This window comes from Marivirga sericea (assembly GCF_900177665.1).
Taxonomy (GTDB): Bacteria; Bacteroidota; Bacteroidia; order Cytophagales; family Cyclobacteriaceae; genus Marivirga; species Marivirga sericea.
This window is the reverse complement of sequence record NZ_FXAW01000001.1, coordinates 176,862-203,521: the sequence shown is the minus strand read 5'-3', so window position 1 is coordinate 203,521 and position 26,660 is coordinate 176,862. Positions and strand designations below refer to the sequence as shown.

Below are 26,660 nucleotides of genomic sequence, written 5' to 3'. Positions count from 1 at the left end.
TAAACGATGGCATTAGATTTTATTAAGCAAATCAACGAGAATATTCATTTAGCTGTTTGGAAAATCGAAGAGCATTTAGCCTTCTACGAGAAAAATGTCCAACTCAGCTCAATTGACCAAAGAATTTTTGAAGAAACTACCCACTCTGAAAAAAAGTTAGAATTCATGGCAGGAAGAATGCTGTGTAAAACTGTATTACATCAACTTCAAATCTCTGAGGAACCTATTTTCCGCAACATTTATGGCAAACCCCAGATATCCAATTCAGAATATGACATTTCCCTTTCCCACACTGAAAATTATATTGCGCTTGCCATTGGACACAAGCTCGATGTAGGTATTGATATCGAAAAACCCAAGGCAAAAATGGCCAAAGTTGCGCCAAGACTTTTTACTGAAGAAGAAATGGATTATTGCCAAAATAATCTCGTCTATTTTTCTAAGGTATGGTCAGCCAAAGAAGTCTTGTATAAGCTATTTATGAAAAGAGAACTTGATTTCAAAGAGCATATGAGTGTTAAGCCGGAAAATAAGGATTGGACTTTAATGAATGGAACTATTAAAAAAGATGGCTTTCAAAAAAGCTATCAATTAGCTTTTTATGAATTGGGGGAATATTTTATCTGTTTAAATGTGACTTGAACAAAATGGATAAAACATTTCGAATTATAGCCCCAAAGCATCAAAATCAATCCCACCAGAAACCTCAATCAAAAGCTCTTTTACTTCCTCCGATCTATGATGCTCTCCTAGTTTCTCAAAGGCCATTATTAAATTCCGCAAAACTCTTTTGATAATATCTTCATTCGAACAGGGCTCATAGAAAATTGGTTTTGGTGTGAGATTTAAGTTTGCTAGATAATTATCGATATCTTTTTTTGAAAATATTAATCCTCTATTGAATGCATTTACATAAAATTGAATTTCTTCGCTTTTATAGGTAATGATAAACAAGTTAGGCAAGTTCACTCCATAAATCGGTAACCCCAGCCTTTCCGCCACCAACATATATACCACGGATAGCGAAATAGGATTCCCTCTTTTGCTTTCCAAAACTGACTTCAAAAAAGAATTATTAGGCGAATGGAAATTTTTCGTATTGGCTCTAAATTTCAGTTTAGTGAACAGTGCACCATTTATAATTTTAATCTGGTCATAAGGATGCAGATCTTCCTTCAACTCAACCCAAATATCATAGTAGATTTGCTCTATTTCTTTAGTTAACTCACTCAATTCTGTATCAGGATATTGATAAAGCGAAACCAGCCACATTCCTTCCAGTAGGCTTTCTCCACCCTGCTCTTTCCATGCTCTGAAGCGCTCTTTCAACTGAGAAAATTGAAGCGTATGAATCATATCCTCAATTTTTCGTTGAATGTTGGGATCAAAACTATTCTCCCATTGTTCTTCTAGAAATGGAATCACTTCATTTCCTAAGGACATTATTTTCCCTTCCACATGACGATTGACCTCTTGATCTTCATCCTCTAAAAGGGAAACTAATGCCTGAAATTCTTTCTTATTTAATTTCAATTACGCTTGATTTTAGGTTTGGATTACGCCAACATTAAACGGTTTTTCAATAGGCGCATGATCTGCGGCTTCTATTCCCATTGAAATAACTTTTCTTGTTTCCAGAGGATCTATTATGCCATCTACCCATAATCTTGAAGCAGCATAGTATGGTGACAATTCCTCATTGTACTTATCCGTAATGTCTTTCAACATTTTCTCTTTATCTTCTTCAGAAATTTCTTCACCTTTAGCCTTAAGTGTAGCTACTTTTATTTGCAACAAGGTTTTAGCAGCGGCAGCTCCACTCATCACAGCAATCTGTGCTGTCGGCCACGCATAAATTAAACGTGGATCATAAGCTTTTCCGCACATGGCGTAATTTCCAGCTCCGTATGAATTACCGATCACTATAGTAAATTTTGGTACGACAGAATTTGCCATAGCATTCACCATTTTAGCTCCATCCTTAATGATTCCCCCGTGCTCTGACTTACTGCCAATCATAAAACCACTTACATCTTGGAGAAAAACCAAAGGAATTTTACGTTGATTACAATTCATGATAAAGCGTGCAGACTTATCAGCGGAATCGGAGTAGATCACTCCACCCATTTGCATTTCCCCTTTTTTGGTTTTTACCACTTTCCTTTGGTTAGCTACTATTCCAACAGCCCAACCATCTATCCTTGCGGTTCCGCATATAATAGATTTTCCGTAAAGTGCCTTATATTCATCAAATTCAGAGTTATCAACTAACCTTTCTATGATATCTTTAGTATCATAAGGTTTAACTCTATCGTTAGGAAGAAGACCGTAAATCTCCTTTTCATCTTTTTTAGGAGTAGCTGGTTGCTCTCTATTAAAACCAGCTTTTTCGTAGCTGCCTATTTTATTAAAGATTTTACGAATATCATTTAAGCAGTCTTGATCCGTTTCGTGTTTATTATCAGTAACTCCTGATATTTCACAATGTGTAGAAGCCCCGCCTAAAGTTTCGTTATCAATATCCTCTCCTATTGCTGCTTTCACTAGATAAGATCCCGCCAAGAAGATAGAACCAGTTTTATTCACAATCATAGCCTCATCTGCCATAATGGGCAAATATGCACCTCCTGCAACGCAACTTCCCATAATAGCTGCCACCTGAATAATCCCCATTGACGACATTTTAGCATTATTCCTAAATTGCCTTCCGAAGTGCTCTTTATCAGGGAAAATTTCATTTTGCATAGGTAAGAAAACTCCAGCGCTATCTACTAAATAGATAATTGGCAATCTGTTTTCCATAGCCACTTCCTGAGCTCTTAAATTCTTTTTTGCTGTCATTGGAAACCAAGCACCTGCTTTTACAGTGGCATCATTAGCTACCACTACCACTTGCCTTCCTTCTACATATCCAATTCCTGTTACAACTCCTGCAGAAGGGCAGCCTCCCACATCTTCGTACATACCGTCAGCTGCAAAAGCACCAATTTCAAGAAAATCTGAATCATCATCGATTAAATAATCGATGCGTTCTCTTGCTGTAAGTTTGCCTTTGTCGTGTTGGGAAGCAATCTTTTTCTCCCCCCCTCCTAAATATACTTTTTCTAATTTGTGTTTGAGCTTGTCTACCTCTTGTTTGTTGAGATCTTCGTTTTTATTAAATGCGATATCCATTGAGTCGTTTCCTGGTATATTTAATAATTATTTGAGTTTTCCTTTAGTCTTTCTTTTTGTCCTTTCTTCCAAAAAGAGAGAAATGAACATATTTTTTCGGTTGATCTTTCATGTCAATTAAAAGTGCATCCAGATCAAGCAGCGTTTGGTTAAGATTCAAATATAATGAATCATCATTAAGTAATTTGTCAATAGTTCCTTCTCCATCTTGCATGCTTGCGACTGTGCTATTGATAGTAAGTAAGGTCGTATCTAATCTATTTACAACTTTTGCTAATTCAAGCGCATTTACAGAGTCTGCAATACCATTGGTCTTCTGTAGTAAAGCTTTCAATCCGTTTTTCTCATTTGCTAGGGTAGCAGAAATTTTCTTGAAATCGTCAATAACAGCATTTATCGTAGATTGCTTTTCAGAAATTTTCGCCAAATTTTGAGTGGTAAGTTCTACGTTTAACATGATATTTTGAATAGCCTCTTCATTCTTATCAATATTCGCTAAAATACCGTTCAAATGCTGACCCACGGAATCCAATGTTTTCAGAACAGGATAAGCCTGTTCTTGAATTTGAGCAGTCAAAGCAGGTTCTATATTTCCCTTAATCTCACTACCTTCCGGCAAAGGATCCTTGACCAGATTCCTTTTAATGACAATTGTCTGTGATCCTAAGATATCGGAAGTTAAAAGTGCAACAGATTCCTTACCTAATGTTATATCTTCTCTTACTTCAAAAAAGACTTTTAATTTGTTTTCTTGCTCTTGAAGGATTTCAATTTTACTTACCCGACCAACCGATAGTCCACTCAACAGTACAGGATTAGCGGCTGTTAACCCATCTACTTGATCATAAATGGCATAATATTCATTGGAGGGATCAAAAAAATCAATCCCCTTCAAAAAATTAAATCCAAAGTAAAATATGACGATTGCAACAATTGCCAATACGGCAACTTTAATTTCTTTAGCTATTTTCAATTTGTATAATTTTAGTTCATTGATTCAATTTCGACTTTGTAGTCCCGCACTGCGCGGAAGATACCAGAAGCTATATACGTTTGTCCGAGCTCATCGTTCAAATACCTTTCTTCTTTAGGATTGCTAAGGAAGCCCGTTTCTATTAAAACACTCGGCATTGAGCTCTTAAATAAAACTACAAATCCAGCCTGCTTAACCCCCCTGCTATGACGACCTACCCTTTTATCAAACTGATACTCAACCTTTTCCGCTAGCTTTAAACTATTGGATAAATAGGCGTTCTGATACAATGAAAAAAGAATATGTGAAGCCGGATCATTAGGATCAAAGCCTTCATATTTCTCTTCATAATTTTCTTCCATCAAGATAACTGAATTTTCTCTCTTAGCCACGTTTAAATTTGTCTCTGATTTATGAAGACCCATTATCCACGTCTCTGTACCGTGAACTTCATCACTATACTCTACAGCATTGCAATGAATCGATACAAACAGGTCGGCACCATTTTTGTTTGCGATGTTGGAACGTTCATCAAGCTCAATAAAGTGATCATCAGTTCTAGTGTAAATGACTTCAACATCAGGCAAATATTCTTTTATTATTTCACCTAACTCCAAGGCAATTTCTAAAGCTATGTCTTTTTCTTTTGACATTACGCCTCTTGTTCCACTATCTTTGCCCCCATGTCCAGCATCGATCACAACTTTATCAACTTTATATGATGGTTTGTTAAGATTTGTGAATGAGCCAAGGACCATCAAGATAGTAAGTGTAGAAAGGATGGTAATATTTTTCACAATCTTTCGGTTGTTAAATTTGAATAGTATAATTTTACACAAAGATTGCAAAAATTCATCAAATCGGAAAAATCCACAGAATAATTTGAGGCGGTATATTTTAAGTATTTTCATAATTGTTGCACCATTTTTCGGTTTAGCTCAAGAAGTTGACTCTATAAGTCAGAAATCTGATTCAGTCATTAGTAATTTTATTAAAATTGATTCTACCCAATCTCTATCGGATTCCACAAAAGAAATCCTTTCTGACTCCACTATCGCCAATCTTACAGATTCTACCAAAGCTACAGCTACTGACTCTGTCAAAACTCAGAAAAAAGGAGACATTGCAACTACTGTCAATTACAGTGCCAAGGACTCTATGAACTTTAACATGAAAACGCAAGACATTATTATGTTTAAGACAGCGCATGTTGATTATGGAGAGATTGAGCTAGATGCAGACAAAATCAAAGTCAATTATAATACTAAGATTTTAGAGGCAAGCGGACTAAAAGACTCTACAGAAAAAGTAACGGGAAAACCAGTTTTCACAGACAAAGGTCAAGTCTATCAAACCGATCAAATCGTATATAATTTCGATACCAAGAAAGCAATTATTAAAGGTGTAGTAACACAACAAGGAGAAGCTTTCATGCACTCAAACTGGACCAAGAAAAATGAAAAAGACGAGATGTTCAGTGATCACGCTTTATACACGACTTGTAATTTAGAACATCCTCATTTTGGAATTGCAGCTAATAAAATAAAACTGATTCCTGGTGATAAGATTTTAGCAGGTCCTTTTAATCTTGAAATTACAGAATTGCCGACCCCTTTCGTTTTCCCTTTCGGAATGTTCCCCATGCCTAATAATAAAACTTCAGGAATACTATTTCCAACATATGGTGAAGAAAATAGAAGAGGGTTTTTCTTAAGAGATGGTGGCTACTACTGGGCCATAAATGAATACGCAGACATGGCGTTAAGAGGTGAAATATACTCTAAAGGTAGCTATGGCCTATCTTTAGCGTCTAACTACAAGAAACGATACAGTTATAACGGAACTTTAAACATTCGCTTTAATCAACAAAGAATTGGGGAAACAGAAGCTGATTCATCAATATCTCGAGATTTTTGGGTGCAATGGTCACACAGGCCAGAGTCTAAAGGTACAGGTAGATTTTCTGCCTCGGTAAACGGTGGTACCTCCTCGTTCAATAACAATAATCCAACTCAAAATTTTGAACAACAAGTTACAGCAAACTTTAACTCAAATATTTCTTACTCGAACGTTATAAAAGGGACACCATTCAACTATGCTGTTAGCGCAAGGCATGATCAGGATGTAAGAACCAATGAAATCAATCTATTGCTACCTGAGGTCGCCTTGAACATGAATCGGCAGTACCCTTTCAAGAAGGTAAATGTAAACGGACTAGATTGGATTCAAAAAGTCAACTATTCGTACAACTTCACCACCACAAATAGAATTACCAACAATATTGGAAGGGTTGGACCAGAGGCTAGAGAAGATAGTATTGCTGACTTCAGTCAAGAAAACCTACCATATTTTTTGGAAAGGGCTAATAATGGCGGGAGACACAGAATACCTGTATCAACATCTTTCAATTTGTTAAAATTTATTACCGCTAGCCCTAGTTTTAATTATGATGAAATTTGGTACTTGCGAGAATTGAATCATCGGTATAGTGAAGAAACAAAAGGTGTTGTAATCGACACCATAAACACATTTAGCAGAGCTTCATCCTATAATGCTGGCATTGGTTTTACAACCAGGTTATACGGAACCATCTATCCTAAAAAGGGGCCTGTTAAGGCAGTACGTCACATCATGACACCATCGGTCAATCTTAATTGGAGACCTGATTTTGGAGAAGAAGAATATGGTATTTACAAAGAAGTGCAAACAGATTCATTGGGAAACACAAGAGTATTTTCAAAATATGAAGGCTTTGTTTACGGAAGTCCTGGAAGAGGGGAATCGGGGACAATTGGTATTTCACTAGCTAATACTGTTGAAATGAAAGTTAAAAAGGATAGTGATACTTCCGACATTGCGAAAAAAGTTAAAATTTTCGACAACCTCTCCTTCGCAACAAGCTATAACGTTATTGCTGATTCTTTTCGATTAGCTCCAATATCCATCAACGCTCGGACAAATCTATTTAACAATAAACTTGATATAAATATTCAAACGGGTTTTGATCCTTATGTAATGGTCTTGGATAGTATTACCACTAGGGAAAATGGAACAGAAGAAGTTTTTCAAAGGAGAATTGACCAATATGCATGGGAAGGTGGGCAAGGAATTGGGAGATTGACAACTGCGAATATCGCTTTATCAACAAATTTAAATCCAGCGGGCAAAAAGAGTGACGATGAAAACAGAGATAATTTAGAAGATCAAGCAAGAGAAGCCGGTGCTTCAGAAGATCAAGTTCAAGCATTATCTAATAATCCAGCTATGTATGTCGATTTTAATGTGCCATGGAATTTAAGAGTACGATATAATATTAGGTGGAGTAGACAAGGATTTGAAGAAGCCAATATTCAGCAAACAATGAACTTTAGTGGAGATATAAACTTCACTGAAAATTGGAAAGTTGGTTTCACTTCAGGTTATGACTTCGAAAGTCAAGATTTCACACAAACTTCCATTAATATTTTCAGAAATTTGCATTGCTGGCAAATAAATGCCAATTGGGTACCATTCGGTAGGTTTCAGTCATTTAGTGTAGATATTGGAGTTAAAGCCTCGATACTTCAAGATTTGAAATTGAACAGAAGAAGAAGCTGGTGGGATAATTAACTAGTCTACTTTTAAATCAATTCTCAATCGCTTGGAGTTGGTTATTTAGAAGATTGCTCGTGCATCTATCCAGTATATCATAAACATTTTGAAAGCCTTCTACCCCACCATAGTAAGGATCAGGAACATCTGTTCCTTGCAAATTAACATCAATTTCGAAATCTCTCATCAATTGGACTTTTTGCAAATGTTCCTCAGAAGTTGCAAAAGCTATCACTTTTAATTTATTAGCATTATCCATGACTAGAATCTGATCAAAGCGGTTGAAATCTGCAGCCTCAAACTGCCTGGCTCTTTGCTTTAATTGCAATCCATTTTTCAAAGCATTTTCTCGAGTCCTTTCATCTGGTAATTCACCTATATGATAATCAGCTGTTCCACAAGAATCAATCTTAAATTGCTCTTCAATATTTAATTTTGCTATTTTTTTTGACATCAATCCTTCAGCCAATGGCGACCGACAGATATTTCCCAAGCACACGAAAAGTATTTTTCTCATTTTTGCAAAATGGTTTTAACCCCTAAATTAATAAATGCTGAGAACAATAAGAATCTTTTATGAATAAAAGCCTGCTTGGCTTCAAAAACTATTCGTCTCAACAAAGCTTTTTTCTCCCCTTCGCTTTGAATCATTAAGAAAGCTTTCTTGCAAATTTTCAATGTAGACTCTAATTGTTTATTTCCTTTTTTATATTGTTTAGTTGACATTGAAGCCTTCAGAACCCTTTTTTTTACCAAAACTTTATCCGTGTAACTAAAAGGGTTGCTGCGAGAAAGCCGAAGCATGATATCGAAATCTTCATAAGCCAGCTCTTCATCGTAGCCTCCGATTCTTTTTAAGAAAGAAGCTCTATACATCATGGTTGGAGAACAAATAAAGTAACGCTGCAGAAGTTCTTTAAACACATCACCTTCCAAAATGCGTTCTTTAGCCATTCCCTTCTGATCAGTTAAATAGTGCGATTTGATAAAACGACCATATTCGTCAATATACTCTGCATTTGTAAAATTGATAGCAACTGATGGATTTACATCCAAATTCTTCGTGCCTTCACTCACTCTTGTCGGTAACAACACATCATCAGCAGCTAAATCAATAATATAATCAGCATCAGTGGTCATCAGAGCTGCATTAAATGCCTTGCAGTTCCCTATATTTTCATCAAAGAACATACTATTAATGTTTTCTTCTGGGTGCTGTTTTATAAAATTTCTTATTTTATCTACGCTATTATCAGTTGAAGCATCATCTACTACTATCAGCTCTGAAGCATAGGTTTGATTGAGAACAGATTCCATGGCCTCTTCCACGTACTTCTCGTGATTATAGCACAAACAAATAATAGCTACTTTAGCGGACATCACTCAGACTTTTTAATCCAATTACTGAAACCATTATCGCATAAAAGAAAAAGCGCACAATATGGGCATATACCAGAACTTCAATACCTAGTTCAAACTGAGCTGTTATTAGAGTTACGAATATTAAAGCACTTACTAATTCTGTAATGATATATGCTTTTGTTTTTACTGATGCTATCAAGAAAATAGTGAAGGGAAAAGCCAGAAATGCAAACAAATCCCCTATTACCTGTGCTTGCAATAAGCCTCCTGCCTCAGCATATTGTGTATCATATAAAATTCTTAATATCAAATCGTTAAACTGAAAAATCATGATCAAAGATAGGATAGAAACCACCACGTAAATCCCATAAAATTTTTTAAAACTTTCAACTACCGTTTTAGCCTCACCTAACTTCTGAGCAACTAAAGGATACAAAGTTAGGAACAAAAAGCTAATCACAAGCCCTCTATAAGCCTCGGAGATTCGGACAACAGATTGCCATAAACCTGTCTGGATCGTTCCATATTGCTCAATAGCAAATTCACGAACATAATAATCTACCCATTTACTACTTATCCATACAGTTAGCGCCATCAATAAAAATTGCTTAAAATGAGATTTTACTTTATTATCAATTTTTAAATCAATTTTCAAATAAGAACGAACCGGTAGGATTAGAAAAAGAGAAAAAACAGCTTGCAATGTTAACCAATAAATTAAAAAATGATTGAGTTGTAGATCGACAAACAAAACCGAAATAAAAAAAATACTCCATTGACCTAAAATTATAAAAGAATAAAGCTTCAATTTTTGTTGGATTACATAAATAGCAGACACGATTAATCCAAAACAGAATAAGAGTAGAGAAGGGATTATTAAAAGCCAATTATGTAAACTAAATGAATAAAAGCTTTGATTGAATTGAGTACTTATTAGTAAGATCAACCCACTCGAAAAAGTCAAAAAAACTAAGATAATAATAGTCGCACCTACCACTTGAGCCCTTGCTAGAGATTTTTTAGGAAATGCATTAATGAGGCCGTTCCCAGCAGCATCTTGAATAGGCTGCGTAAATAAAGCAATAAAGTTCTGAAAATGACTAAATAATGTTGTTCCAACAGGGCCATAAAAAACAGCTACAATTTTTTGCGCACCAAAACCTACGAGAACTCGAATAGCTAAAAGTATTCCGCTCCAGATACTGTGGTGATATCTAGTCCAAATTTTTAGCATTCGAAAGTATATTTCCTATAGATTAACCCTCCTATAAATTGTTTATAGCGAAGCAGATTTTTATTAATTTCTCTATCTGAAGCCATAGAAGTACCCATATCGATGCATGAAATTTGATTGTGTTTAGCCCAATCATAAATAGCTTTCCATAGTAAAAGTGCTGGCTCCTTTTCAGCAGTAGAAGGGGCAGTTACAAGAGAGTAAACGTAGACAAGATCATGGTGAACGTTTAAAAAGAAAGCTGTCCCCATTAATTCTTCACCTCTAAGCAGCTGAAAAGCATGATAATGTTGAGGGAACTGTCTTTTCGCTTCTGCCATATCCTCTAATTTCATGGTGTTTCTATGTCCTTTTTCCCTTCTCCAAATTAAATTCTGCTGGTATACTTTGTTCCAATCATGATCAGAAACTTCTAGAATCTCAAAAGTGTCTTCACGCAAAATAGAGTTTAATTTCCTGCGTTTCCGTTTCTGTAGAATCTGCTCAAAAAAACTATCTTTGGCGACATATAGATAAGTTCCCACCTCAATATTCAAAATCGTTAGAAAGGGAACTAAATCTTGAAGTTTTTGAAAATTTAAATTGGAATTCAAGGAAAACTGGATTGGCTTAGTGTATTTTTCACTTAGATAATGAATCACTTTTGAGAAAAGAATTTCTTGCTGTTCTATATCAGCAAGGTGTGGAGTGAAAAACGGGGCTTTGAAAGGTGTCACAAATCGATCCTCAATTCTACAAAAGCACCAAAAGGCTATGATATCATGCTTTTGATCACGAACAGTAAAGGGCCATAATTCCTCCTCTTTTAGATGAAGTAACCAATAGTTCTTCCTAGCAAAAATAGGAAACTCCAGTGCTTCTTCTTCCTGCATGGAAGGGAATTGCTCAGAAATTTGATAGTTTTGCCTCATAGGGGTAAAAATACTTTTTATGACGCAATAAATGCCATTTTTAGCATTAAATTGCTTGAAAAACTCTATTTAAGGCACTCTTTTGCTAAAATTCAATTAAATCAATGAAAGATTATTTTTATACAGTTTCTGAAGGTGGAGAAGGTTTTTACAAGGAAAAAGGAAGTAAATTTATTGGCTTATCTTTTCGAGTGAGGAATGAGGATGAGGTAAAAGAAAAGCTGGACGAAGTCAAAAAACAATATCATGATGGCCGTCATCACTGCTATGCCTACCTCTTATCCGAAGATAAAATGCGCGCGAATGACGATGGTGAACCCAATCATTCAGCTGGTGATCCTATTTTGGGTCAAATCAAATCAAAAAATTTAACAGAGGTATTGATAGTTGTAGTGCGATATTTCGGTGGAACAAAGCTAGGAGTACCTGGATTAATCAATGCATATAAAACTGCTGCTTTTGAAGCATTAGAGCACTCGAAGCTAATAGAAGTTACCATTGAAGAAATTTATGACATTGAATATGGTTATGAAATCACTAATGAGGTTATGCGCTTAATATCTGATTTTGAAGCGGATATTAAAAATCAAGAATTCACTGAAAACTGTACTGCCATGATCGGGATTAAACAATCTTTGAGAGATAATTTTGAAGCAGAAGCTCAGAAAATAGAAGGTTTAATTTCTAAAAGACTCACCAACGAACTTTAAACCCAAATCCAAGCCAGTCCTCCAGTATTCCCAAGTATGTCCACCATCTCTAATTCTCAATTCAAACGGAATCTTCTTTTCTGTCTTTGATGACGTTACTTTTAAGATAAGCTAACTTAAAGAAGGGATATACTTCATTGCTTCACCAATCGATGAACTTGTGAGGAATCATTAAATTTTATTATATAGATACCAGCAGGATACTCACTGAAATCAAAAATCAGTTTACCGCTTTTAGTTGGGTATTGTTCTATTATTTTTGTACCACTCAAGTCAAATACTGTAATTCTATCTATTTTTTGTGAGGATTCTACTGATAAATGATTTTTTATAGGGTTAGGATATAATTGCATAGTATAACCTACTACTTTAGCATTGTTCAATACACCATTTACAACCAGTATCTGCGTAACGGGAGGCGCTGCTTCGTAATTATCATTACCAGTTTGAGTAGCTTTTATTTCAGTAGTACCTGCTCCCTCTATCGACACAACATCACTGGAAATAGTAGCCACAGATGGGTCACTACTAATATAGCTAATTTCTAAACCTGATGTGGCAGTGGCTTTTAATGTGAAATCAGGATCCACTGCAGTTTTCGCTTCAAGAGAATCAAAAAATATTGTTTGGCTCAATTTACAATTTTTTAAATCTCCTTTTATGGACCAATTAAAGTCATTTATTAAATTCTGCCTGGCTAATTCTGCATTGCAATATTCTATATCATCAGCACCAAACTCAACATTTAACTGAAGTGAATCTAATTGTATCCAGCCTTCTAAAATCTTATCATAGTTAATAAAATCTAATCCAGATCTATCAAACATTCCAACCATAGTATTAACTTGACTAATATCCCAATCACCTAAATCTTGATTAAAAGAAGATGAGAATCGAAACATATAATCCATATCAATTACGCTACTCACGTCCCAACCACCTATAATCTGATTAAATGAAGATGCTTCATTAAAAAGAGCATACATATCCCCAACATTGTCCGTATTCCACAGATCTAGTGGTTTATTGAAAGCCGAGGCCCCTGAAAACATTTGACTCATCGTGTTCACGTTATGAACATCCCAACTATTGATATTTTGATTAAAAGATATGGCATCATTAAACATAGAGGACATGGATTGTACATTGCTAACATCCCATGTGCTTATATCCTGATTAAAAGATTTAGCGTTTTGAAACATCGCAGTTAATGATGTTGCACTGCTTACATCCCATTCACCTAGACTCTGATTAAATGATTCAGCGCTTCTGAACATAAAAGACATGTTTGCAACCTTACTTACATTCCATAGAGATATATTTTGGTTGAAATCCCAACAATTCTCAAACATACTTCCCATGTTTGTAACATTGCTGACATCCCAGTCAGATAAATCCTGATTAAAATGTACTGCATTATTAAACATATTAACCATATTTGAAACGTTACTAACATTCCAATTACTTAAATTTTGATTAAAAGATGTTGCATTTGCAAACATGCTTACCATATTTACCACGTTGCTAACATTCCAATCTCCAATATCCTGATTAAAAGATGTTGCATTTCTAAATAAACCGAACATACTTATTACATTACTTACATCCCAGCTTGAAATATTACCATTAAAAGAAATTGCACCAGAAAAAATTCCTAGCATACTAGTGACCTTACTAACATCCCAATTTCCAATTTCTTGATTGAATGCAGAAGCATTAGAGAACATACCATTCATAGTGCTCACGTTACTCACATCCCAACTGCTAATATCTTGGTTAAAAGATGATGCATTTAAAAACATATCTGTCATAGAAGTAATAGTGGAAACATCCCAGTTGGAAATATCATGATTAAAAGACGAGCAACCTGAAAACATTTCCTGAAGAGACTGCACTTTGGATAGATCGGGTACATCAGAAGCATTCCCGCTTAAGTTCTTACATCCTTCGAAAGAGTTAATCAATATGTTCCACTCAATATCACCCCATTGTTCTATTGATAAAATTTTCTCCCTGTTTGTTACATCATCAGCTCCGAAATGAATGCTAGGCAATTTTCCAGTTATTTGAACAGTGTAGATTCCAGGCTCTGAATATTGATGATTAGCTGGCCCGCTATTATTTTGAGTGATTGTACCATCTCCCCAATCTACAGAATAATCATAATTGCCTCCGCGAGTTGCTGGAATGGTAATAATTTCGTTAGCCGTTGTTGTTTCCCATGTTGTAATAAATGGTCTTTGTGCTAATACAATTTGTGAAAAGGCTAATAATTAAATAATCAGATAATATTTCTTCATTTTTTGACAAATTGATGGTTGTACTTGTATCGGGAATAATCAACACTTTTTTTAAAGTTAATATTAGACAAAAAACAAGTAGTGTAATATGCAATAAAGGTTATAAAATTTGATTGAATTAAAAAATCAGTTATACTTTTCTTAAATGCAAAATTAGAGGATAAAAATTAATTTCTAAAAGACTCTCCAACGAACTTTAACCCAAGGTCTAAACCTGTTCTCCAATATTCCCAAGTATGCCCTCCATCTCTCACTCTGAGCTCAAAAGGGATTTTCTTTTCCTTCATGATATGAGTCAGATTAGTGTTTTGTTTTAACAAAAAGTCATCATCACCACAATCTAGTGTAATAGCTGGCATACTCGTTTTTCCGTCAGCTCCATATGGATTGGGAGCCTTATAGACTTCCATTCCTTTAATCATCTCTTGTATTGAATGCTTTTTGTAGTTTTCAGGTAATCCTTCTTCATTTAAAGGTCCCCAATTCTTTTGATTGAACTCACTATTTTGGCTAGATGCATCCTTAGGTTCGGTTTCTAAAACTGCTGCGCTTAGTGCATAACATGCTTTAAACATATCTTTATTACTAATAGCATGATATAAAGCACCATATCCGCCCATCGACAGTCCTGCAATAGCTCTATTACTTCTATTCTTTACAATTCTATATCGATCCTCTATAGTTGGAATAAATTCTTCATAGAAAAAATCCTCCCATTTTACTGAACCGTCATAATTATTAATATAAAAAGCATCGGTAAGTCCATCAGGCATAATAATAATCATTTCCGGAATTTCTCCACGCTCAATTAAATTACTAGCTATCCTATTGACTTCTCCTTTATTTACCCAATCTGTATGATCACCCCACATACCATGTAATAAATATAAAACTGGGTATGACCTATAAGATTTATCATAACTATCCGGCAAATAAACTGAATAGGGCATTTGCCGCTTTAGAACTTCACTTTTTACTTTTAAGGAAGAATCTACTACTCCCTTTTGTGCAATTAATTCAATGTTGCAAACAAAACAATAAAGGACTATTGATAGCCCCGCTGAAAACCTTACCATAAAATCACATTAATACTTAACACCCACCTTCTTATAAATAAAATGCATCAACCAAGCAGGGCCTATCAGCAAGAATTGCAAATCTTTGAGAAAAGAAGGTTTCTTGCCTTCAATTCTATGCCCCCAGAATTGCCCTACCCATGCAACAAAAAATACGATCAATGCAATGGCCCACAGCGGTAAGAAACTAAATTGATCAGCCCAGCGAGCAACGGCAATACACAAAATGGCAAAAGCAACCATACCGAATGAGAGTGGAATCGATAAACTGATATAATAAATCAGAACAAATCCTAAAACTACAACGGCCCAATTATTAAAATACCCGACTCCAAAAACATAGGTGAGCATATCATTGGGAATAGAATATAAAAGTGCAACTACACTCCAAAAAATTAATGGCACACAGATCCAATGAACCATTTTATTGGTTTCATTCTTATGGCTAGCACCATATTCTTCTAATAATGTATCAATTTTTCTCATGAATCTAAAATAGATAAATTTCTTTTATGAATCAATAAGTCAGCACTTCCAGCTTAGTTTTTCTCATAAAACAATAAAAGCAATTCAATAATAGTAGCAATTTAAAAATTCCTTATTACATTTGCCTGTACATGAGCAAGTCAATCATAAATATCACTGTCAAGAAAAATGCCTCTCAAGCATTTCATGCTGTTCATGTATTCCATCATTCCTCGTTTTAAGAGGAATAAATTCACCATATCGCCAAAAGCAGGTTTCTGCACATTTTAGTCTTTTGAGGAAAAAATCATTAAACATTTCCTTAGAAAATCTCTTAGTTAAATACTATTTTTAAATCTCAAAAATCAAAGATGAATACATTAAAAATTGCTATACAAAAGTCGGGTCGGTTAAGCGAAGACTCACTAAAATTAATAAAAGAATGCGGTATCAAATTCAGCAATGGGAAAGGTAAATTAAAAGCTGTTGCCGATAATTTCCCTTTAGAATTTCTATTTTTAAGAGATGATGATATTCCCGGATATGTCGAAGATGGCGTTGCGGATTTAGGAATTGTGGGCGAAAACGTATTAGTAGAATACGAAAAAGATGTAAGGCTCGTAAAGAAATTAGGTTTCTCAAAATGTAGACTTTCCATTGGAGTTGATCGCAACTGGAACTATAAAAGCATTCAAGAGCTAGATGGGAAGAGCATTGCTACCTCCTACCCCAAAATTTTAGGCAATTACTTAAAAGAAAACAAAATCAATGCTGAGATTCATGAAATCAGTGGTTCAGTTGAAATTGCTCCAAGCATTGGCTTAGCAGATGCGGTTTGTGACATTGTAAGTTCAGGAAGCACGCTCTTGAGTAACGGGCTAAAAGAAGCAGATGTGATCATGAGGTCTGAGGCGGTACTTGTTTCAGGGAAGAATCTCTCCGCTGAACAAGAGAAGACATTAAACCAGCTTTTATTTAGAATGGAAGCTGTTCAGGCCGGAAAAAGTAATAAATACATTTTACTAAATGCACCAAACGAATCCATTGATAAAATCATAAACCTATTACCTGGTATGAAGAGTCCTACTGTTTTACCACTAGCTATGGAAGGGTGGAGTTCTTTACATTCGGTGGTTAAAGAAGATGAGTTTTGGGAAGTAATCGAAAAACTCAAAGAAGCTGGTGCTCAAGGAATATTAGTAGCTCCAATTGAAAAGATGATTGTTTGAAGTTGATTTATTCTATTTATCGTTCATTTAAACTGAGAGTTTTAGAATAGCGAGATAGTAATTGCTTGATTTAAATATAAAATGAAAGACTATACATACCCCAAAAGAGAAAGCTGGGAAAAACTACTGAAAAGACCTACTGCATCACTTTCAGATATCAGAAAAGTGGTGCAACCCATAATGGATGAGGTTCAAAGCAAAGGTGACATCGCTTTGAAATCTTACACCAAAAAATTTGATGGGATTGAGCTAGGGAAATTATTGGTGACGAGAGATGAAATTAAATCCGCAGCTGCCAAGATATCAGGCGAACTCAAAGAAGCAATTCAAGTTGCACACGATAATATTTCCAAATTTCATGAAGCCCAAAAAATGGCTCCACTGAAAATTGAAACTATGCCTGGAGTTCTATGCGAAAGAAAATCAGTAGCGATTCCAAAAGTAGGGCTTTATATTCCTGGTGGAACAGCCCCTCTTTTCAGTACCGTATTAATGCTGGCAGTTCCAGCCAAAATAGCTGGATGTAAAGAAATAGTTCTATGCAGCCCACCTAATAAAGAAGGGAAAATCCACCCTGCCATATTGTATGCTGCAGAAGTAGCTGGCATCACGCAAATTTTTAAAGTGGGTGGAGCGCAGGCAATAGCTGGCTTAGCATATGGAACAGAAAGTATTCCTAAAGTAGATAAAATTTTTGGCCCTGGTAATCAATACGTTACAGCTGCAAAGCAATTAGCAAGCTTGGAGGCAGTTGCTATTGACATGCCTGCTGGTCCCTCGGAGGTATTAGTATATGCTGATGCAGAAGCAGACCCTGCTTTCATCGCAGCTGACTTACTTTCTCAAGCAGAGCATGGAGTGGATAGTCAGGTGATCTTTGTAACGACCTCTACTGAAATGTTAGGCGCCTTGCAAAAGGAGATTTATCATCAATTAAGCGAACTACCAAGGTGGGAAATAGCGGATAGATGTTTGCAAAACAGTGCAGTCTTCATCCTTAAAAACGAAAAGGAATGTATAGATTTAATAAACCTATATGCCCCTGAACATTTAATCTTACTTGCCAAAAATGCTAGACTAATTGCAGACCAAATTGAAAACGCAGGTTCTATTTTTCTTGGATATTACACTCCCGAATCTGCAGGTGACTATGCGTCTGGTACTAATCACACACTACCCACTAATGGTGCTGCAAGAGCTTATAGCGGGGTTTCTTTAGATAGTTTTGTTAAAAACATCACCTACCAAGAGATTACACCTGAAGGTTTGCAGAACCTTGGACCCCATGTTGAAATCATGGCAGAAGCTGAGTCATTAATTGCACATAAAAATGCGGTAACACTCCGATTGAATAGTTTGAAAAAATAAATGATTTGCCAAAATGAGCAATATTCCTAATTGGAAGGGATTAGTACTTCCTCACATATTGAGTTTACAAGCATATTCATCAGCTAGAGATGAATTTTCAGGGGATGCAAAGGTGTTTTTAGATGCCAATGAAAACCCATTTGATGAGGAACAGCAAAACTGGAATCGCTACCCTGACCCTTTACAAAAAAAAATCAAAAATCAACTAGCCAAAATAAAAGGAATTCCGTCCGAGAATATGTTTTTAGGTAATGGCAGTGATGAGGCCATTGATTTATTGTTCAGGATCTTTTGCAAGGCGGGAGAATCGAATGTTATTACATGTCCCCCTACCTACGGAATGTATAAGGTTTCCTCTTCTATTCATAATGTTGAAAATATAGAAGTCGCCTTATCCGAAGATTTTCAACTGGAAATCAACTCAATTTTGAAAAATGCCAATGAGCAAAGCAAAATGCTTTTTATTTGTTCTCCTAATAATCCGACCGGCAATAGCCTAAGAAAAGATGATATTCAGAAACTATTAGAGAGCTTCAAGGGGATTGTGGTAATTGATGAAGCTTACATTGACTTTTCTGCTCAAAATTCATGGATACATGAACTATCAAAATATCCCAATTTGGTTGTGCTACAAACTTTAAGTAAAGCTTGGGGATTAGCTTCGGCTCGACTGGGAATTGCATTTGCAAATCAAGAATTAATTGCAATTTTAAATAAGGTTAAACCTCCTTACAATATTAGCGGACCAAGCCAGAGACTAGTATCAACATCGCTCAAAAATATAGAGGCATTTGAACAACAAATAAACACAATCTTATCGGAAAGAGATAAACTCTACCAAAAGCTTCAAGATATTCCTGGTGTCAAAAGAGTGTTTCCGACTGATTCGAATTTTATTTTAGTGCAACTAAATGATGCAAGAGCAGTCTATCAAAAACTTATTGCAAAAGGTATTGTAGTTAGGGACCGATCTAATGTGAAATTATGCAATAATTGCCTAAGAGTAACAGTGGGGACTGAAAGTCAAAATGAAAGTTTAATTTTAGCTTTATATGAAATAGTAGAAAAAGTCTAGTTAAGATCACTGTGTTGGAGAAGAACCTTCAACTTCAACAGTGCGGCCATACTGATACTATCAGTAATGCTTCCATCCATGACCATTTGAATAGCTTCCTTTAGAGGGAGCTTTTTAATTTTCAAGTCTTCTGTTTCTTCAAATTGAGTTTTCCCTTGATAGAGTTCTTTTGCGATAAAAACTACACCGCGCTCATCAGAGACAGAATTGCTCGTATGAATTCTTAATAGCTCCTCCCAGTGTTGAGCCGTTAAACCCGTTTCTTCCTTCAGTTCCCTTTTGGCAGCATCAAGCTCTTTCTCACCTAGGGGACAGCCTCCTTCTGGTATTTCCCAGCTGTATTCATCTAATGGATACCGATATTGACCGACAAGCCAAGTATTTCCGTCATCATCAATAGGGATCACACCCACAGCTATATTCTTAAAGTGTACTTTACCATAAATCCCTTTTCCCCCGCTTGGATTAATGACATCGTGTTCTTCCACTCTAATCCACTGATTATTGTATTGGATATTGGAGTTTATAAGCTTCCATGGATTAATTGACATACAAAATTCTTATAAAACGGATAAAAAAGATAGCATTTAAAATAATTCGAAGCTGTAATAATTTGCTTAGAATTTGACAATCACAAATTTAATCATCTGATTTTAAACTAGCTAATGTTAAAGATTATCGAAAATAAAGAACTTATTTATCAATTTAGTTTACTATTAGAAAAAAAATAAACAATTTACTTGACAAAATTGCACTTTGGGAAGAGTAAATTCATATATCTTAAATTTTCAGTATTTACTACTATTATTCTGTATAATATTAGTTCCAAGGGGTTTATTGAGTCAATCCAAACCTACGGAAGATAGAGAAACTATATCAACCTTATTAAAAGAGGCGGATGAGAACTGGCATAATAACATACCAAAAGCGCAAAGAGCAGCTGCAGAAGCATTTTCACAGCTTAACAGCGAAACGAGCCCTTTATTAAAAGCTGAAGCTTATGCTCAATATGGAATTTCCTTCTATACAGACTTAAATTACGATAGCGCTATATTTTATTATAAAAAGGCTACGGAAGTCGCAGCTCAAAATGGAATAATCGTTCATAAATACATGGCTATTACCACTTCCGCTATGTCAAAAACTGGTCGATTTATGGATGTAATAAATTTGGCTAACAAAAGGATTAGTCAACTTAGATTCAAAGATGCAGAGTATTACAAATTGTTAATGATCAAATTATCCGCTTCCATATCCTTAGGTTCAACGGAAAAGTCCAAATCAATTATTACAATTTTAGATCAATTTAAAGAAGATGAATTTACTTTAGAATCTAGACAAAAAGCTTACAAACTAAAAGCTAAATACTACCATCTTACCGCTCAATATCAGAAATCAGATTCTCTATTGAGCATATTATTACAGGATTATATCGATCCCCATAATAAAATGGACGCTGCTGAAATTCATTTGCTCTTAGCTCAAAATGCAATGGAAATAAGTCAGTATAAAAGAAGTTCAGAATTACTTCTAGCAGCAAAAACTGTTTATGATAGCCTAGGCTACGAATTTGGACAGGCAAACGTGAATCTTTTTACAGGATCCCTGCTTTCCTGGATGGGTCAGTACAATGATGCCAGTGATTACATTTTTGAGGCTTTAAGAGTATTTGAAAAGAATGGCAATCAGAATGAAACTATGATAGCTTATTATGAATTAGGCTGGATTTTCTTTTCGATGCAAATGGAAGAACGAGCAAAGAAATATTTAAAACAATCGATCGTGATTGCAAGAAATATCTCCAACCTAAAATATCTAGGTAATGTTCATAATGCCTATGGTTCCCTATATACTGATCTAAAAAAGTACGACTCTGCTAATTTCTATTTTGATTCATCTATCTACTATCAAGAAATCACGCAAAACATCAGATCCATAGCCGCTGCCAAATTCAATAAGGCCATAGTATTAGAGAAACTAGGGAAGGACCAAGAAGCACTTGATTTGTATAGATACGGCTATAAAGTAGATGAGAAATTTAGAAACACAATAGGTTTAATAGAAGGAGATTGGATACTTGGTGAATATTTTATGAAAAAAAACCAATTGGATTCAGCTCAATATTATTTCCGAGTAGGTGAGAAAAGAGCAAAAGGATTAGGCGAAAAGTACTTTCTCTTAAAAATCCTAGAAGCTCAATCAAATTTAAATTCCAGAATTAATAATCACCTACTAGCAAGTCAATATCTTAAAGAAGCGCTAAAAACACAAAAAGAGCTATCGGAAGAAAATACGAAACTCGAATTAGCCACTCTGGAAACGACCTATGACCTAAAAAATAAAGAGAAAGAGTTATCTCTGCTAAATCTTCAAAAAGAGAACAATGAGCAAACAATTGCTTTAAATCAGAAAACGATAGAATCACAACGAAATACATTGATTCTGTTAACCATTGGCATTCTAATTCTACTTATTCTCAGCTATATCATTTTTAGATATCTTAAAATTAGAACTAAAACTAATCATCAATTACGAGATCTCAATTACGAAATTCAGGAAAAACAAGAAGAAATTGTAGCTCAATCAGAAGAATTAAAAGAAGCCAATGATCATGTCCACGAGCTTAATGAATTTCTAGAGAAAAGAGTTAAAGATAGAACACTAGCTTTAGAAGAAGCACTTTCAGAATTAGATCATTTTTTCTACAGGGCCTCGCATGACTTTCGAGGGCCTCTCACCACTTTAATGGGGTTGGTAAGTATTTCTAGGGGCTATATTCTTTCGGAAGAGGCTACTGTTCTTTTCGACAAGGTAAACATCACCGTAAAAAAACTTGATAGCCTAGTTAAAAAACTACAAGCCGTGAGTCTCTTAGGCGATTTTGAAAATTTCAAATCACCAAAAATCCTTGATTTAGAAAATGAAGTTAAACAAATAGTTGACGATGTGATTACAAACAAATCGATTGATGGAAGCAACTACAATAGCAATATCAGTATTAAAACTTCTACTAAAGCCGTATTGTTCTACCCCCTGATACTTGAAATTTGCCTGAAAAATTTGATTGAAAATAGCTTGATTTTTAATTACTCAACGACAGTCGAAATTGAAATTAATGTGGTAGTAGAGGATGATGAGCTTATGCTAAGTGTGCATGATAATGGAATTGGAATATCTGATGAAATGCAAAAAGAGATTTTTAGTATGTTTAAGCGAACTTCTCAAATCTCGACAGGAAATGGTCTAGGATTATACATAGTAAAAAAAGCTATCGATATCCTAAAAGGTAAAATTGAAATAAACAGCAACATTAATAATGGTAGCACATTTATCTTAAAATTTCCTTTAGTTGGCATTAACGAAGCACTAGAGCCAAATAATGAAAAGCTTTACATAAAGAAATAATAAATCGTTCCACCTTCAACCACAGCAAGTCCATAAACCCTTAAATTATACTATTTTCATTTTGATTTTCATTCATTTAATGTCAAACAAATAAATCTCAAATTAGATAACAATTCCCGCAATTAATCTCTATTTTTAGAATTGATTTAATCAGAAATCTTACAAAATGATAGAATTAGCGAGCATTTTAGTATTAGGCGTTTTTGCGCAGTGGCTGGCATGGAAAATAAAACAACCTGCTATTCTTCCCCTCATTTTGTTTGGGCTTCTTGTGGGACCTATTTCCACTTTTTTCACCCCAGATGGTAATAAGCTCATTAACGGGGATAATATATTCTCAGGAGATTTACTTTTCTCCTTTGTATCCCTTTCTGTTGGAGTCATACTTTTTGAAGGAGGACTAACGCTCAATTTAAAGGAAGTCAGGACTGTAGCTAGCACTGTGCGAAATTTGTTAGTGGTGGGTGTTATCATCACTTTCATCGGAGGCACAATTGCCGCTGTTGCTATTCTGGACTTAAGTTTATCTATGGCATTGCTCTTTGGAGGTTTAATAATTGTTTCAGGCCCCACAGTTGTATTGCCAATCTTACGAAATGTTCGTCCCAATGCTAAAATTAATACCATCTTAAAATGGGAGGGCATTCTAATAGATCCATTAGGAGCATTAATAGCCGTTTTAGTTTATGAGTTTATAAAAAGTTCTTCTAATGGAGAGTATTATACAGTAGAAGCTCTGAAAGATTTCTTCACCACAATCTCCGTTGGGTTCTTCATCGGTGGGTTTGGCGCTGTCTTAATTTGGTATATCATTAGTAAAAATAAAATTCCGGACTACCTGCGAAATGTGATCACTTTGGGTACTGTAATATTGGTGTTCTCTGTTTCTGATCTACTACAAAAAGAAGCTGGCTTATTGGCAACAACCATTATGGGAATCGTACTAGCCAATATGAAATTAGATGATTTCAAAAAAATACTGTCTTTTAAAGAAGATATCAGTCTAATACTGGTGACACTGCTATTTATTCTACTTTCCAGTAGAATTGACATTGCCCAGATTGAACAATTAGGTACAAGAAGTTTAGTTTTATTCGCAGTAGTTATATTCATTTTGAGACCACTAGGTGTATGGCTGAGCTCTATTGGCTCTACTCTCCGATGGCAAGAAAAGCTATTTATAGCATGGATCGGACCTAGAGGAATTGTTGCTGCGGCTGTGGCTTCACTATTCTCACTAGATCTATTGAGCTCCGATTCAACTAGTGCCGCAATTAAATCAGAAGCAGAATTGTTGTTACCGCTCGTGTTTCTAGTCATTGTAGGTACGGTAGTTATTCAAGGCACCAGTGCAAAATACGTAGGCAAATGGCTAGGAGTGCTAAGGAAAGAACCTCAGGGTGTGCTTTTTGTAGGAGCTAACGAAATAGCTAAAAAATTAGCTCTATTCTTAAAAAAAGAAGGATTTTACGTTTTACTAGCTGATACTGCCAAGCATAATGTAAATGAGGCTAGAAAGCTTAACCTACCTGTTTATGAAGGTAATATACTTTCTGAAGAGATATTTGAAGAGATAGATCTGTCACAAATTGGCAAAATGATGGCTGTGACAAGTAACTCTGGGATTAATTCACTAGCATTGAGCTGGTTCGATAATGAACTAGGAATGGAAAATACTTACAGAATTGTTAGTAAAGAAGAAGCTGATAACGAGAATTTACCGCTACCAAAAAATGTGCTCTTCAAATCCAGGTTAGATTACTTAAGTCTGAACCATCTCTTAAGACAAAACAGTGAAATATCTGAAGTTAAATTTTACGGAGAGTCTGAATACGAAGAATTTCTAGAAGAGAAAGGTAAGACTATCATACCATTGTTTATTATAACCTCTGAGAAAAAACTTCACATAATCTCAGGTTACCCTGAAGAAGTCAATAAAGACGACCGATTAATCTTTTTAAAGAATAGAAATTATAATATGTCAAGTAACAAAAATGACTGATGCTAGTCTCCACATTAGTCATTTAATAGCCTCCTATCAAAAAATTTAGATTTTTCTAATAATAATATTAAAATTCCTTTCAAAACTAACGCATTAGTTTTATATTAGTTTTTTTAACAAAATAATAGGGAAAAATTATGTTAGTACTAACCAGAGCAGAGGAACAAATCATGCATAAGCTATGGAGCTTAAAAAAAGCTTATGTAAAGGAAGTTTTAGAGACTTTACCTGAACCCAAACCAGCCTACAATACTGTAAGCACAATTATTCGCATTTTAGAAAGAAAAGGAGTAGTTGGACATGAAAAGACGGGAAAAAGCTATTTGTATTACCCACTTTTGAAAAAGGATGAGTACAAAAAACAAAGTTTAAAAAAACTTATTCATGGCTATTTTGAAGGCTCATTTGCGAATATGGCATCATTCTTCGCAAAAGAAGAGAACCTCAGCACTTCTGAACTTGATGAGGTAATGAAGCATCTGAAAGATCAAAAGTAAACATCATGGAAACCTTAATTTACGTTCTTAAAGCCCATATTCTATTCTTGATTTTAGGTGGTCTCTATCATTTTATGCTAAAAAATGAGAAGAACTTCACTTTTAATCGATATTACCTTCTAGCAATTTACGGGGCAAGTATTCTTGCCCCATTGCTAGATTTCAAATTACTAAATAATGTAACCATAATAGATCCCCAATTTTTTAACAGTGGATCAACAGCTACCACTGCTGGTGACACTTCGGCAGCATTAGAATCTAATTTTCTCATTCTTGAGAACCTACTTCCGTGGATTTACGCTTTACTAGTTTCCGTTTCCGTAATTATCTTCATCATTAGATTCGCTACTAGTTATAATAAGTTTCATCTACTTCAAAGAATTTCAAAATTGGATTACAAAAGAAACGTGTACTGGATTGAAGATGATATCCCACCCTTTACGTTCCTAAATAAAACTATCTTACCACTAAAATTGCAGGAAGATGAAAACCAAGAGGTAATAATTAAGCATGAGGAAGCCCACAGAAAAACATTTCACTTTTTTGACATAATTTGGGTAGAAATTCTATCCTCATTGCTGATTTTCAATCCTTTCCATAAGAAAATCAAAAAATATGTAATGGAAAATCACGAGTTTCTAGCAGATGAATATGCCTGCGAGATGACAGATAAATCACATTATGCTCAAATTTTGATTCACCAGACGCTGAATCAAAATCGACTTAATTTTGTCAGCTATTTTGCAAAACCAACAATCTTGAGTCGACTAAATATGCTGAAAAGCTCCAAAAAATCGAAATCAAAGCCCGTAATTGTTGCTTTAAGTTTCATCTTAATCAGTGCACTCTTTTCTTGTGACTTAAACCCTACTGAAGAGATTATCTTAAAAAAAGACAGTATAAAACTAACTGATAAAATACCTAAAGCTGTCGATGAAAACACCATCTTTTCTATAGTGGAAAACCAAGCCGAACCAAGGGAAGGAGTACAAGCTTTTTATGACGCTCTAAACGAAGACTTAAAGGGGAATTACCCTCAAGAAGCAATTCAAAATGGAATAGAAGGAATAGTCTACATTCAATTTGTAATCGAAAAAGACGGAAGTTTGAGCAATATTCAAGCTGTAAAAGGTATTGGTGGTGGGTGCGATCAAGTGGCCGTTAATATGATTAAAAATTACGGTGATTGGATTCCTGGAAAGCAAAATGGTGAAACTGTACGTTCAAGAAGAGTAGTTCCAGTAAGATTCGTATTAAACTGATGCCGCTGTAAAAAGTACTCACGACA

At 35.1% G+C, this 26,660-nt stretch carries 22 protein-coding genes and 1 pseudogene; 10 read left to right on the top strand and 13 right to left on the bottom strand.

The genetic code is table 11. The annotated features are described in order from the left end of the window. The first annotated feature begins 6 nt into the window (after positions 1-6). Positions 7-642 carry a 4'-phosphopantetheinyl transferase family protein gene (locus B9Y84_RS00825; RefSeq protein WP_085515195.1) on the top strand — a complete coding sequence of 212 codons (636 nt, stop codon included), beginning with the start codon at positions 7-9 and terminating at the stop codon, positions 640-642. A gap of 24 nt (positions 643-666) precedes the next feature. Here the strand turns inward: B9Y84_RS00825 and B9Y84_RS00820 are convergent, their stop codons facing one another. Genes B9Y84_RS00820 through B9Y84_RS00805 form a run of 4 tightly spaced genes read right to left on the bottom strand, consistent with a single transcriptional unit; the run spans position 667 to position 4,905 of the window. Next, a complete protein-coding gene (locus tag B9Y84_RS00820) occupies positions 667-1,533 on the bottom strand; it encodes a transglutaminase-like domain-containing protein (protein ID WP_085515194.1) in 867 nt (288 codons plus the stop codon). 12 nt (positions 1,534-1,545) lie between these two features. Next, positions 1,546-3,174: an acyl-CoA carboxylase subunit beta gene (locus tag B9Y84_RS00815; RefSeq protein ID WP_085515193.1), complete on the bottom strand. Its 1,629-nt coding sequence runs from the start codon at positions 3,172-3,174 to the stop codon at positions 1,546-1,548. Between the two features lie 43 nt (positions 3,175-3,217). After that, positions 3,218-4,147: an MlaD family protein gene (locus B9Y84_RS00810; RefSeq protein WP_176223672.1), complete on the bottom strand. Its 930-nt coding sequence runs from the start codon at positions 4,145-4,147 to the stop codon at positions 3,218-3,220. Positions 4,148-4,158: 11 nt separating this feature from the next. Continuing rightward, on the bottom strand, positions 4,159-4,905 hold the full coding sequence (locus B9Y84_RS00805) for an N-acetylmuramoyl-L-alanine amidase family protein (protein WP_176223722.1): 747 nt from the start codon (positions 4,903-4,905) through the stop codon (positions 4,159-4,161). Positions 4,906-5,029: 124 nt separating this feature from the next. On the opposite strand from B9Y84_RS00805, the gene B9Y84_RS00800 reads away from it, so the two are divergent. Further along, positions 5,030-7,756, top strand: a complete 2,727-nt coding sequence (locus B9Y84_RS00800; protein WP_139827906.1) for a putative LPS assembly protein LptD — start codon at positions 5,030-5,032, stop codon at positions 7,754-7,756. 16 nt (positions 7,757-7,772) lie between these two features. Here the strand turns inward: B9Y84_RS00800 and B9Y84_RS00795 are convergent, their stop codons facing one another. Genes B9Y84_RS00795 through B9Y84_RS00780 form a run of 4 tightly spaced genes read right to left on the bottom strand, consistent with a single transcriptional unit; the run spans position 7,773 to position 11,245 of the window. Next, positions 7,773-8,255 (bottom strand): low molecular weight protein-tyrosine-phosphatase, encoded by a 483-nt coding sequence (locus B9Y84_RS00795; protein WP_085515189.1) that lies wholly within the window; start codon positions 8,253-8,255, stop codon positions 7,773-7,775. Further along, positions 8,252-9,118 carry a glycosyltransferase gene (locus tag B9Y84_RS00790; protein WP_085515188.1) on the bottom strand — a complete coding sequence of 289 codons (867 nt, stop codon included), beginning with the start codon at positions 9,116-9,118 and terminating at the stop codon, positions 8,252-8,254. Before B9Y84_RS00790 ends, B9Y84_RS00795 begins: the two co-directional genes overlap by 4 nt. Continuing rightward, positions 9,108-10,334, bottom strand: a complete 1,227-nt coding sequence (locus B9Y84_RS00785) for an MATE family efflux transporter (protein ID WP_085515187.1) — start codon at positions 10,332-10,334, stop codon at positions 9,108-9,110. The genes B9Y84_RS00790 and B9Y84_RS00785 overlap by 11 nt, the downstream gene beginning before the upstream one ends. Continuing rightward, entirely contained in the window at positions 10,328-11,245 is a 918-nt protein-coding gene (locus tag B9Y84_RS00780) for a hypothetical protein (protein ID WP_085515186.1), read from the bottom strand. The genes B9Y84_RS00785 and B9Y84_RS00780 overlap by 7 nt, the downstream gene beginning before the upstream one ends. A gap of 104 nt (positions 11,246-11,349) precedes the next feature. Here B9Y84_RS00780 and B9Y84_RS00775 point away from each other — a divergent pair, with 104 nt between their 5' ends. Further along, positions 11,350-11,955 (top strand): IMPACT family protein, encoded by a 606-nt coding sequence (locus tag B9Y84_RS00775; RefSeq protein WP_085515185.1) that lies wholly within the window; start codon positions 11,350-11,352, stop codon positions 11,953-11,955. A gap of 134 nt (positions 11,956-12,089) precedes the next feature. Here B9Y84_RS00775 and B9Y84_RS00770 read toward each other — a convergent pair whose 3' ends face one another. From B9Y84_RS00770 to B9Y84_RS00760, 4 genes and pseudogenes are all read right to left on the bottom strand, one after another. Then, on the bottom strand, positions 12,090-14,009 hold the full coding sequence (locus B9Y84_RS00770) for a BspA family leucine-rich repeat surface protein (RefSeq protein WP_085515184.1): 1,920 nt from the start codon (positions 14,007-14,009) through the stop codon (positions 12,090-12,092). Positions 14,010-14,021: 12 nt separating this feature from the next. Beyond that, positions 14,022-14,144: pseudogene (locus tag B9Y84_RS21015) on the bottom strand (PKD domain-containing protein); the annotation flags it as partial. 278 nt (positions 14,145-14,422) lie between these two features. Then, complete coding sequence (locus B9Y84_RS00765; RefSeq protein ID WP_085515183.1) at positions 14,423-15,331, bottom strand: alpha/beta hydrolase; 909 nt, start codon at positions 15,329-15,331, stop codon at positions 14,423-14,425. Positions 15,332-15,340: 9 nt separating this feature from the next. Then, complete coding sequence (locus B9Y84_RS00760) at positions 15,341-15,817, bottom strand: Mpo1 family 2-hydroxy fatty acid dioxygenase (protein ID WP_085515182.1); 477 nt, start codon at positions 15,815-15,817, stop codon at positions 15,341-15,343. A gap of 350 nt (positions 15,818-16,167) precedes the next feature. On the opposite strand from B9Y84_RS00760, the gene hisG reads away from it, so the two are divergent. The 3 genes from hisG to hisC all read left to right on the top strand — a co-directional run bounded on the left by hisG (position 16,168) and on the right by hisC (position 19,468). Then, a complete protein-coding gene (hisG, locus tag B9Y84_RS00755; RefSeq protein WP_085515181.1) occupies positions 16,168-17,025 on the top strand; it encodes an ATP phosphoribosyltransferase in 858 nt (285 codons plus the stop codon). Between the two features lie 81 nt (positions 17,026-17,106). Beyond that, positions 17,107-18,393, top strand: a complete 1,287-nt coding sequence (hisD, locus tag B9Y84_RS00750; protein ID WP_085515180.1) for a histidinol dehydrogenase — start codon at positions 17,107-17,109, stop codon at positions 18,391-18,393. Positions 18,394-18,406: 13 nt separating this feature from the next. Further along, a complete protein-coding gene (gene hisC / locus B9Y84_RS00745) occupies positions 18,407-19,468 on the top strand; it encodes a histidinol-phosphate transaminase (protein WP_085515179.1) in 1,062 nt (353 codons plus the stop codon). On the opposite strand, the gene B9Y84_RS00740 is transcribed toward hisC, so the two are convergent. Beyond that, positions 19,465-20,019, bottom strand: coding sequence for an NUDIX domain-containing protein (locus B9Y84_RS00740; RefSeq protein ID WP_085515178.1), 555 nt, complete (start codon positions 20,017-20,019; stop codon positions 19,465-19,467). The genes hisC and B9Y84_RS00740 overlap by 4 nt on opposite strands. A gap of 286 nt (positions 20,020-20,305) precedes the next feature. Here B9Y84_RS00740 and B9Y84_RS00735 point away from each other — a divergent pair, with 286 nt between their 5' ends. The 4 genes from B9Y84_RS00735 (at position 20,306) to B9Y84_RS00720 (ending at position 26,634) form a co-directional block, all read left to right on the top strand. Then, on the top strand, positions 20,306-22,873 hold the full coding sequence (locus tag B9Y84_RS00735; protein WP_139827905.1) for a sensor histidine kinase: 2,568 nt from the start codon (positions 20,306-20,308) through the stop codon (positions 22,871-22,873). A 166-nt stretch (positions 22,874-23,039) separates the two neighbouring features. After that, entirely contained in the window at positions 23,040-24,875 is a 1,836-nt protein-coding gene (locus B9Y84_RS00730; RefSeq protein ID WP_085515176.1) for a cation:proton antiporter, read from the top strand. Between the two features lie 137 nt (positions 24,876-25,012). Next, positions 25,013-25,372 (top strand): BlaI/MecI/CopY family transcriptional regulator, encoded by a 360-nt coding sequence (locus B9Y84_RS00725; RefSeq protein ID WP_085515175.1) that lies wholly within the window; start codon positions 25,013-25,015, stop codon positions 25,370-25,372. A 5-nt stretch (positions 25,373-25,377) separates the two neighbouring features. Then, on the top strand, positions 25,378-26,634 hold the full coding sequence (locus B9Y84_RS00720) for a M56 family metallopeptidase (protein ID WP_085515174.1): 1,257 nt from the start codon (positions 25,378-25,380) through the stop codon (positions 26,632-26,634). The last annotated feature ends 26 nt before the right edge of the window (positions 26,635-26,660 follow it).

Excerpts from the sequence above, each read along its gene's own strand:
- B9Y84_RS00785 (WP_085515187.1), bottom strand. The coding sequence starts at position 10,334 with ATGCTAAAAATTTGGACTAGATATCACCACAGTATCTGGAGCGGAATA.
- hisG (WP_085515181.1), top strand. The coding sequence starts at position 16,168 with ATGAATACATTAAAAATTGCTATACAAAAGTCGGGTCGGTTAAGCGAA.
- B9Y84_RS00790 (WP_085515188.1), bottom strand. The coding sequence starts at position 9,118 with ATGTCCGCTAAAGTAGCTATTATTTGTTTGTGCTATAATCACGAGAAG.
- B9Y84_RS00825 (WP_085515195.1), top strand. The coding sequence starts at position 7 with ATGGCATTAGATTTTATTAAGCAAATCAACGAGAATATTCATTTAGCT.
- B9Y84_RS00775 (WP_085515185.1), top strand. The coding sequence starts at position 11,350 with ATGAAAGATTATTTTTATACAGTTTCTGAAGGTGGAGAAGGTTTTTAC.
- B9Y84_RS00730 (WP_085515176.1), top strand. The coding sequence starts at position 23,040 with ATGATAGAATTAGCGAGCATTTTAGTATTAGGCGTTTTTGCGCAGTGG.
- B9Y84_RS00815 (WP_085515193.1), bottom strand. The coding sequence starts at position 3,174 with ATGGATATCGCATTTAATAAAAACGAAGATCTCAACAAACAAGAGGTA.
- B9Y84_RS00765 (WP_085515183.1), bottom strand. The coding sequence starts at position 15,331 with ATGGTAAGGTTTTCAGCGGGGCTATCAATAGTCCTTTATTGTTTTGTT.
- B9Y84_RS00795 (WP_085515189.1), bottom strand. The coding sequence starts at position 8,255 with ATGAGAAAAATACTTTTCGTGTGCTTGGGAAATATCTGTCGGTCGCCA.
- B9Y84_RS00805 (WP_176223722.1), bottom strand. The coding sequence starts at position 4,905 with ATGGTCCTTGGCTCATTCACAAATCTTAACAAACCATCATATAAAGTT.
- B9Y84_RS00760 (WP_085515182.1), bottom strand. The coding sequence starts at position 15,817 with ATGAGAAAAATTGATACATTATTAGAAGAATATGGTGCTAGCCATAAG.
- hisC (WP_085515179.1), top strand. The coding sequence starts at position 18,407 with ATGAGCAATATTCCTAATTGGAAGGGATTAGTACTTCCTCACATATTG.
- B9Y84_RS00720 (WP_085515174.1), top strand. The coding sequence starts at position 25,378 with ATGGAAACCTTAATTTACGTTCTTAAAGCCCATATTCTATTCTTGATT.
- B9Y84_RS00725 (WP_085515175.1), top strand. The coding sequence starts at position 25,013 with ATGTTAGTACTAACCAGAGCAGAGGAACAAATCATGCATAAGCTATGG.
- hisD (WP_085515180.1), top strand. The coding sequence starts at position 17,107 with ATGAAAGACTATACATACCCCAAAAGAGAAAGCTGGGAAAAACTACTG.
- B9Y84_RS00740 (WP_085515178.1), bottom strand. The coding sequence starts at position 20,019 with ATGTCAATTAATCCATGGAAGCTTATAAACTCCAATATCCAATACAAT.
- B9Y84_RS00780 (WP_085515186.1), bottom strand. The coding sequence starts at position 11,245 with ATGAGGCAAAACTATCAAATTTCTGAGCAATTCCCTTCCATGCAGGAA.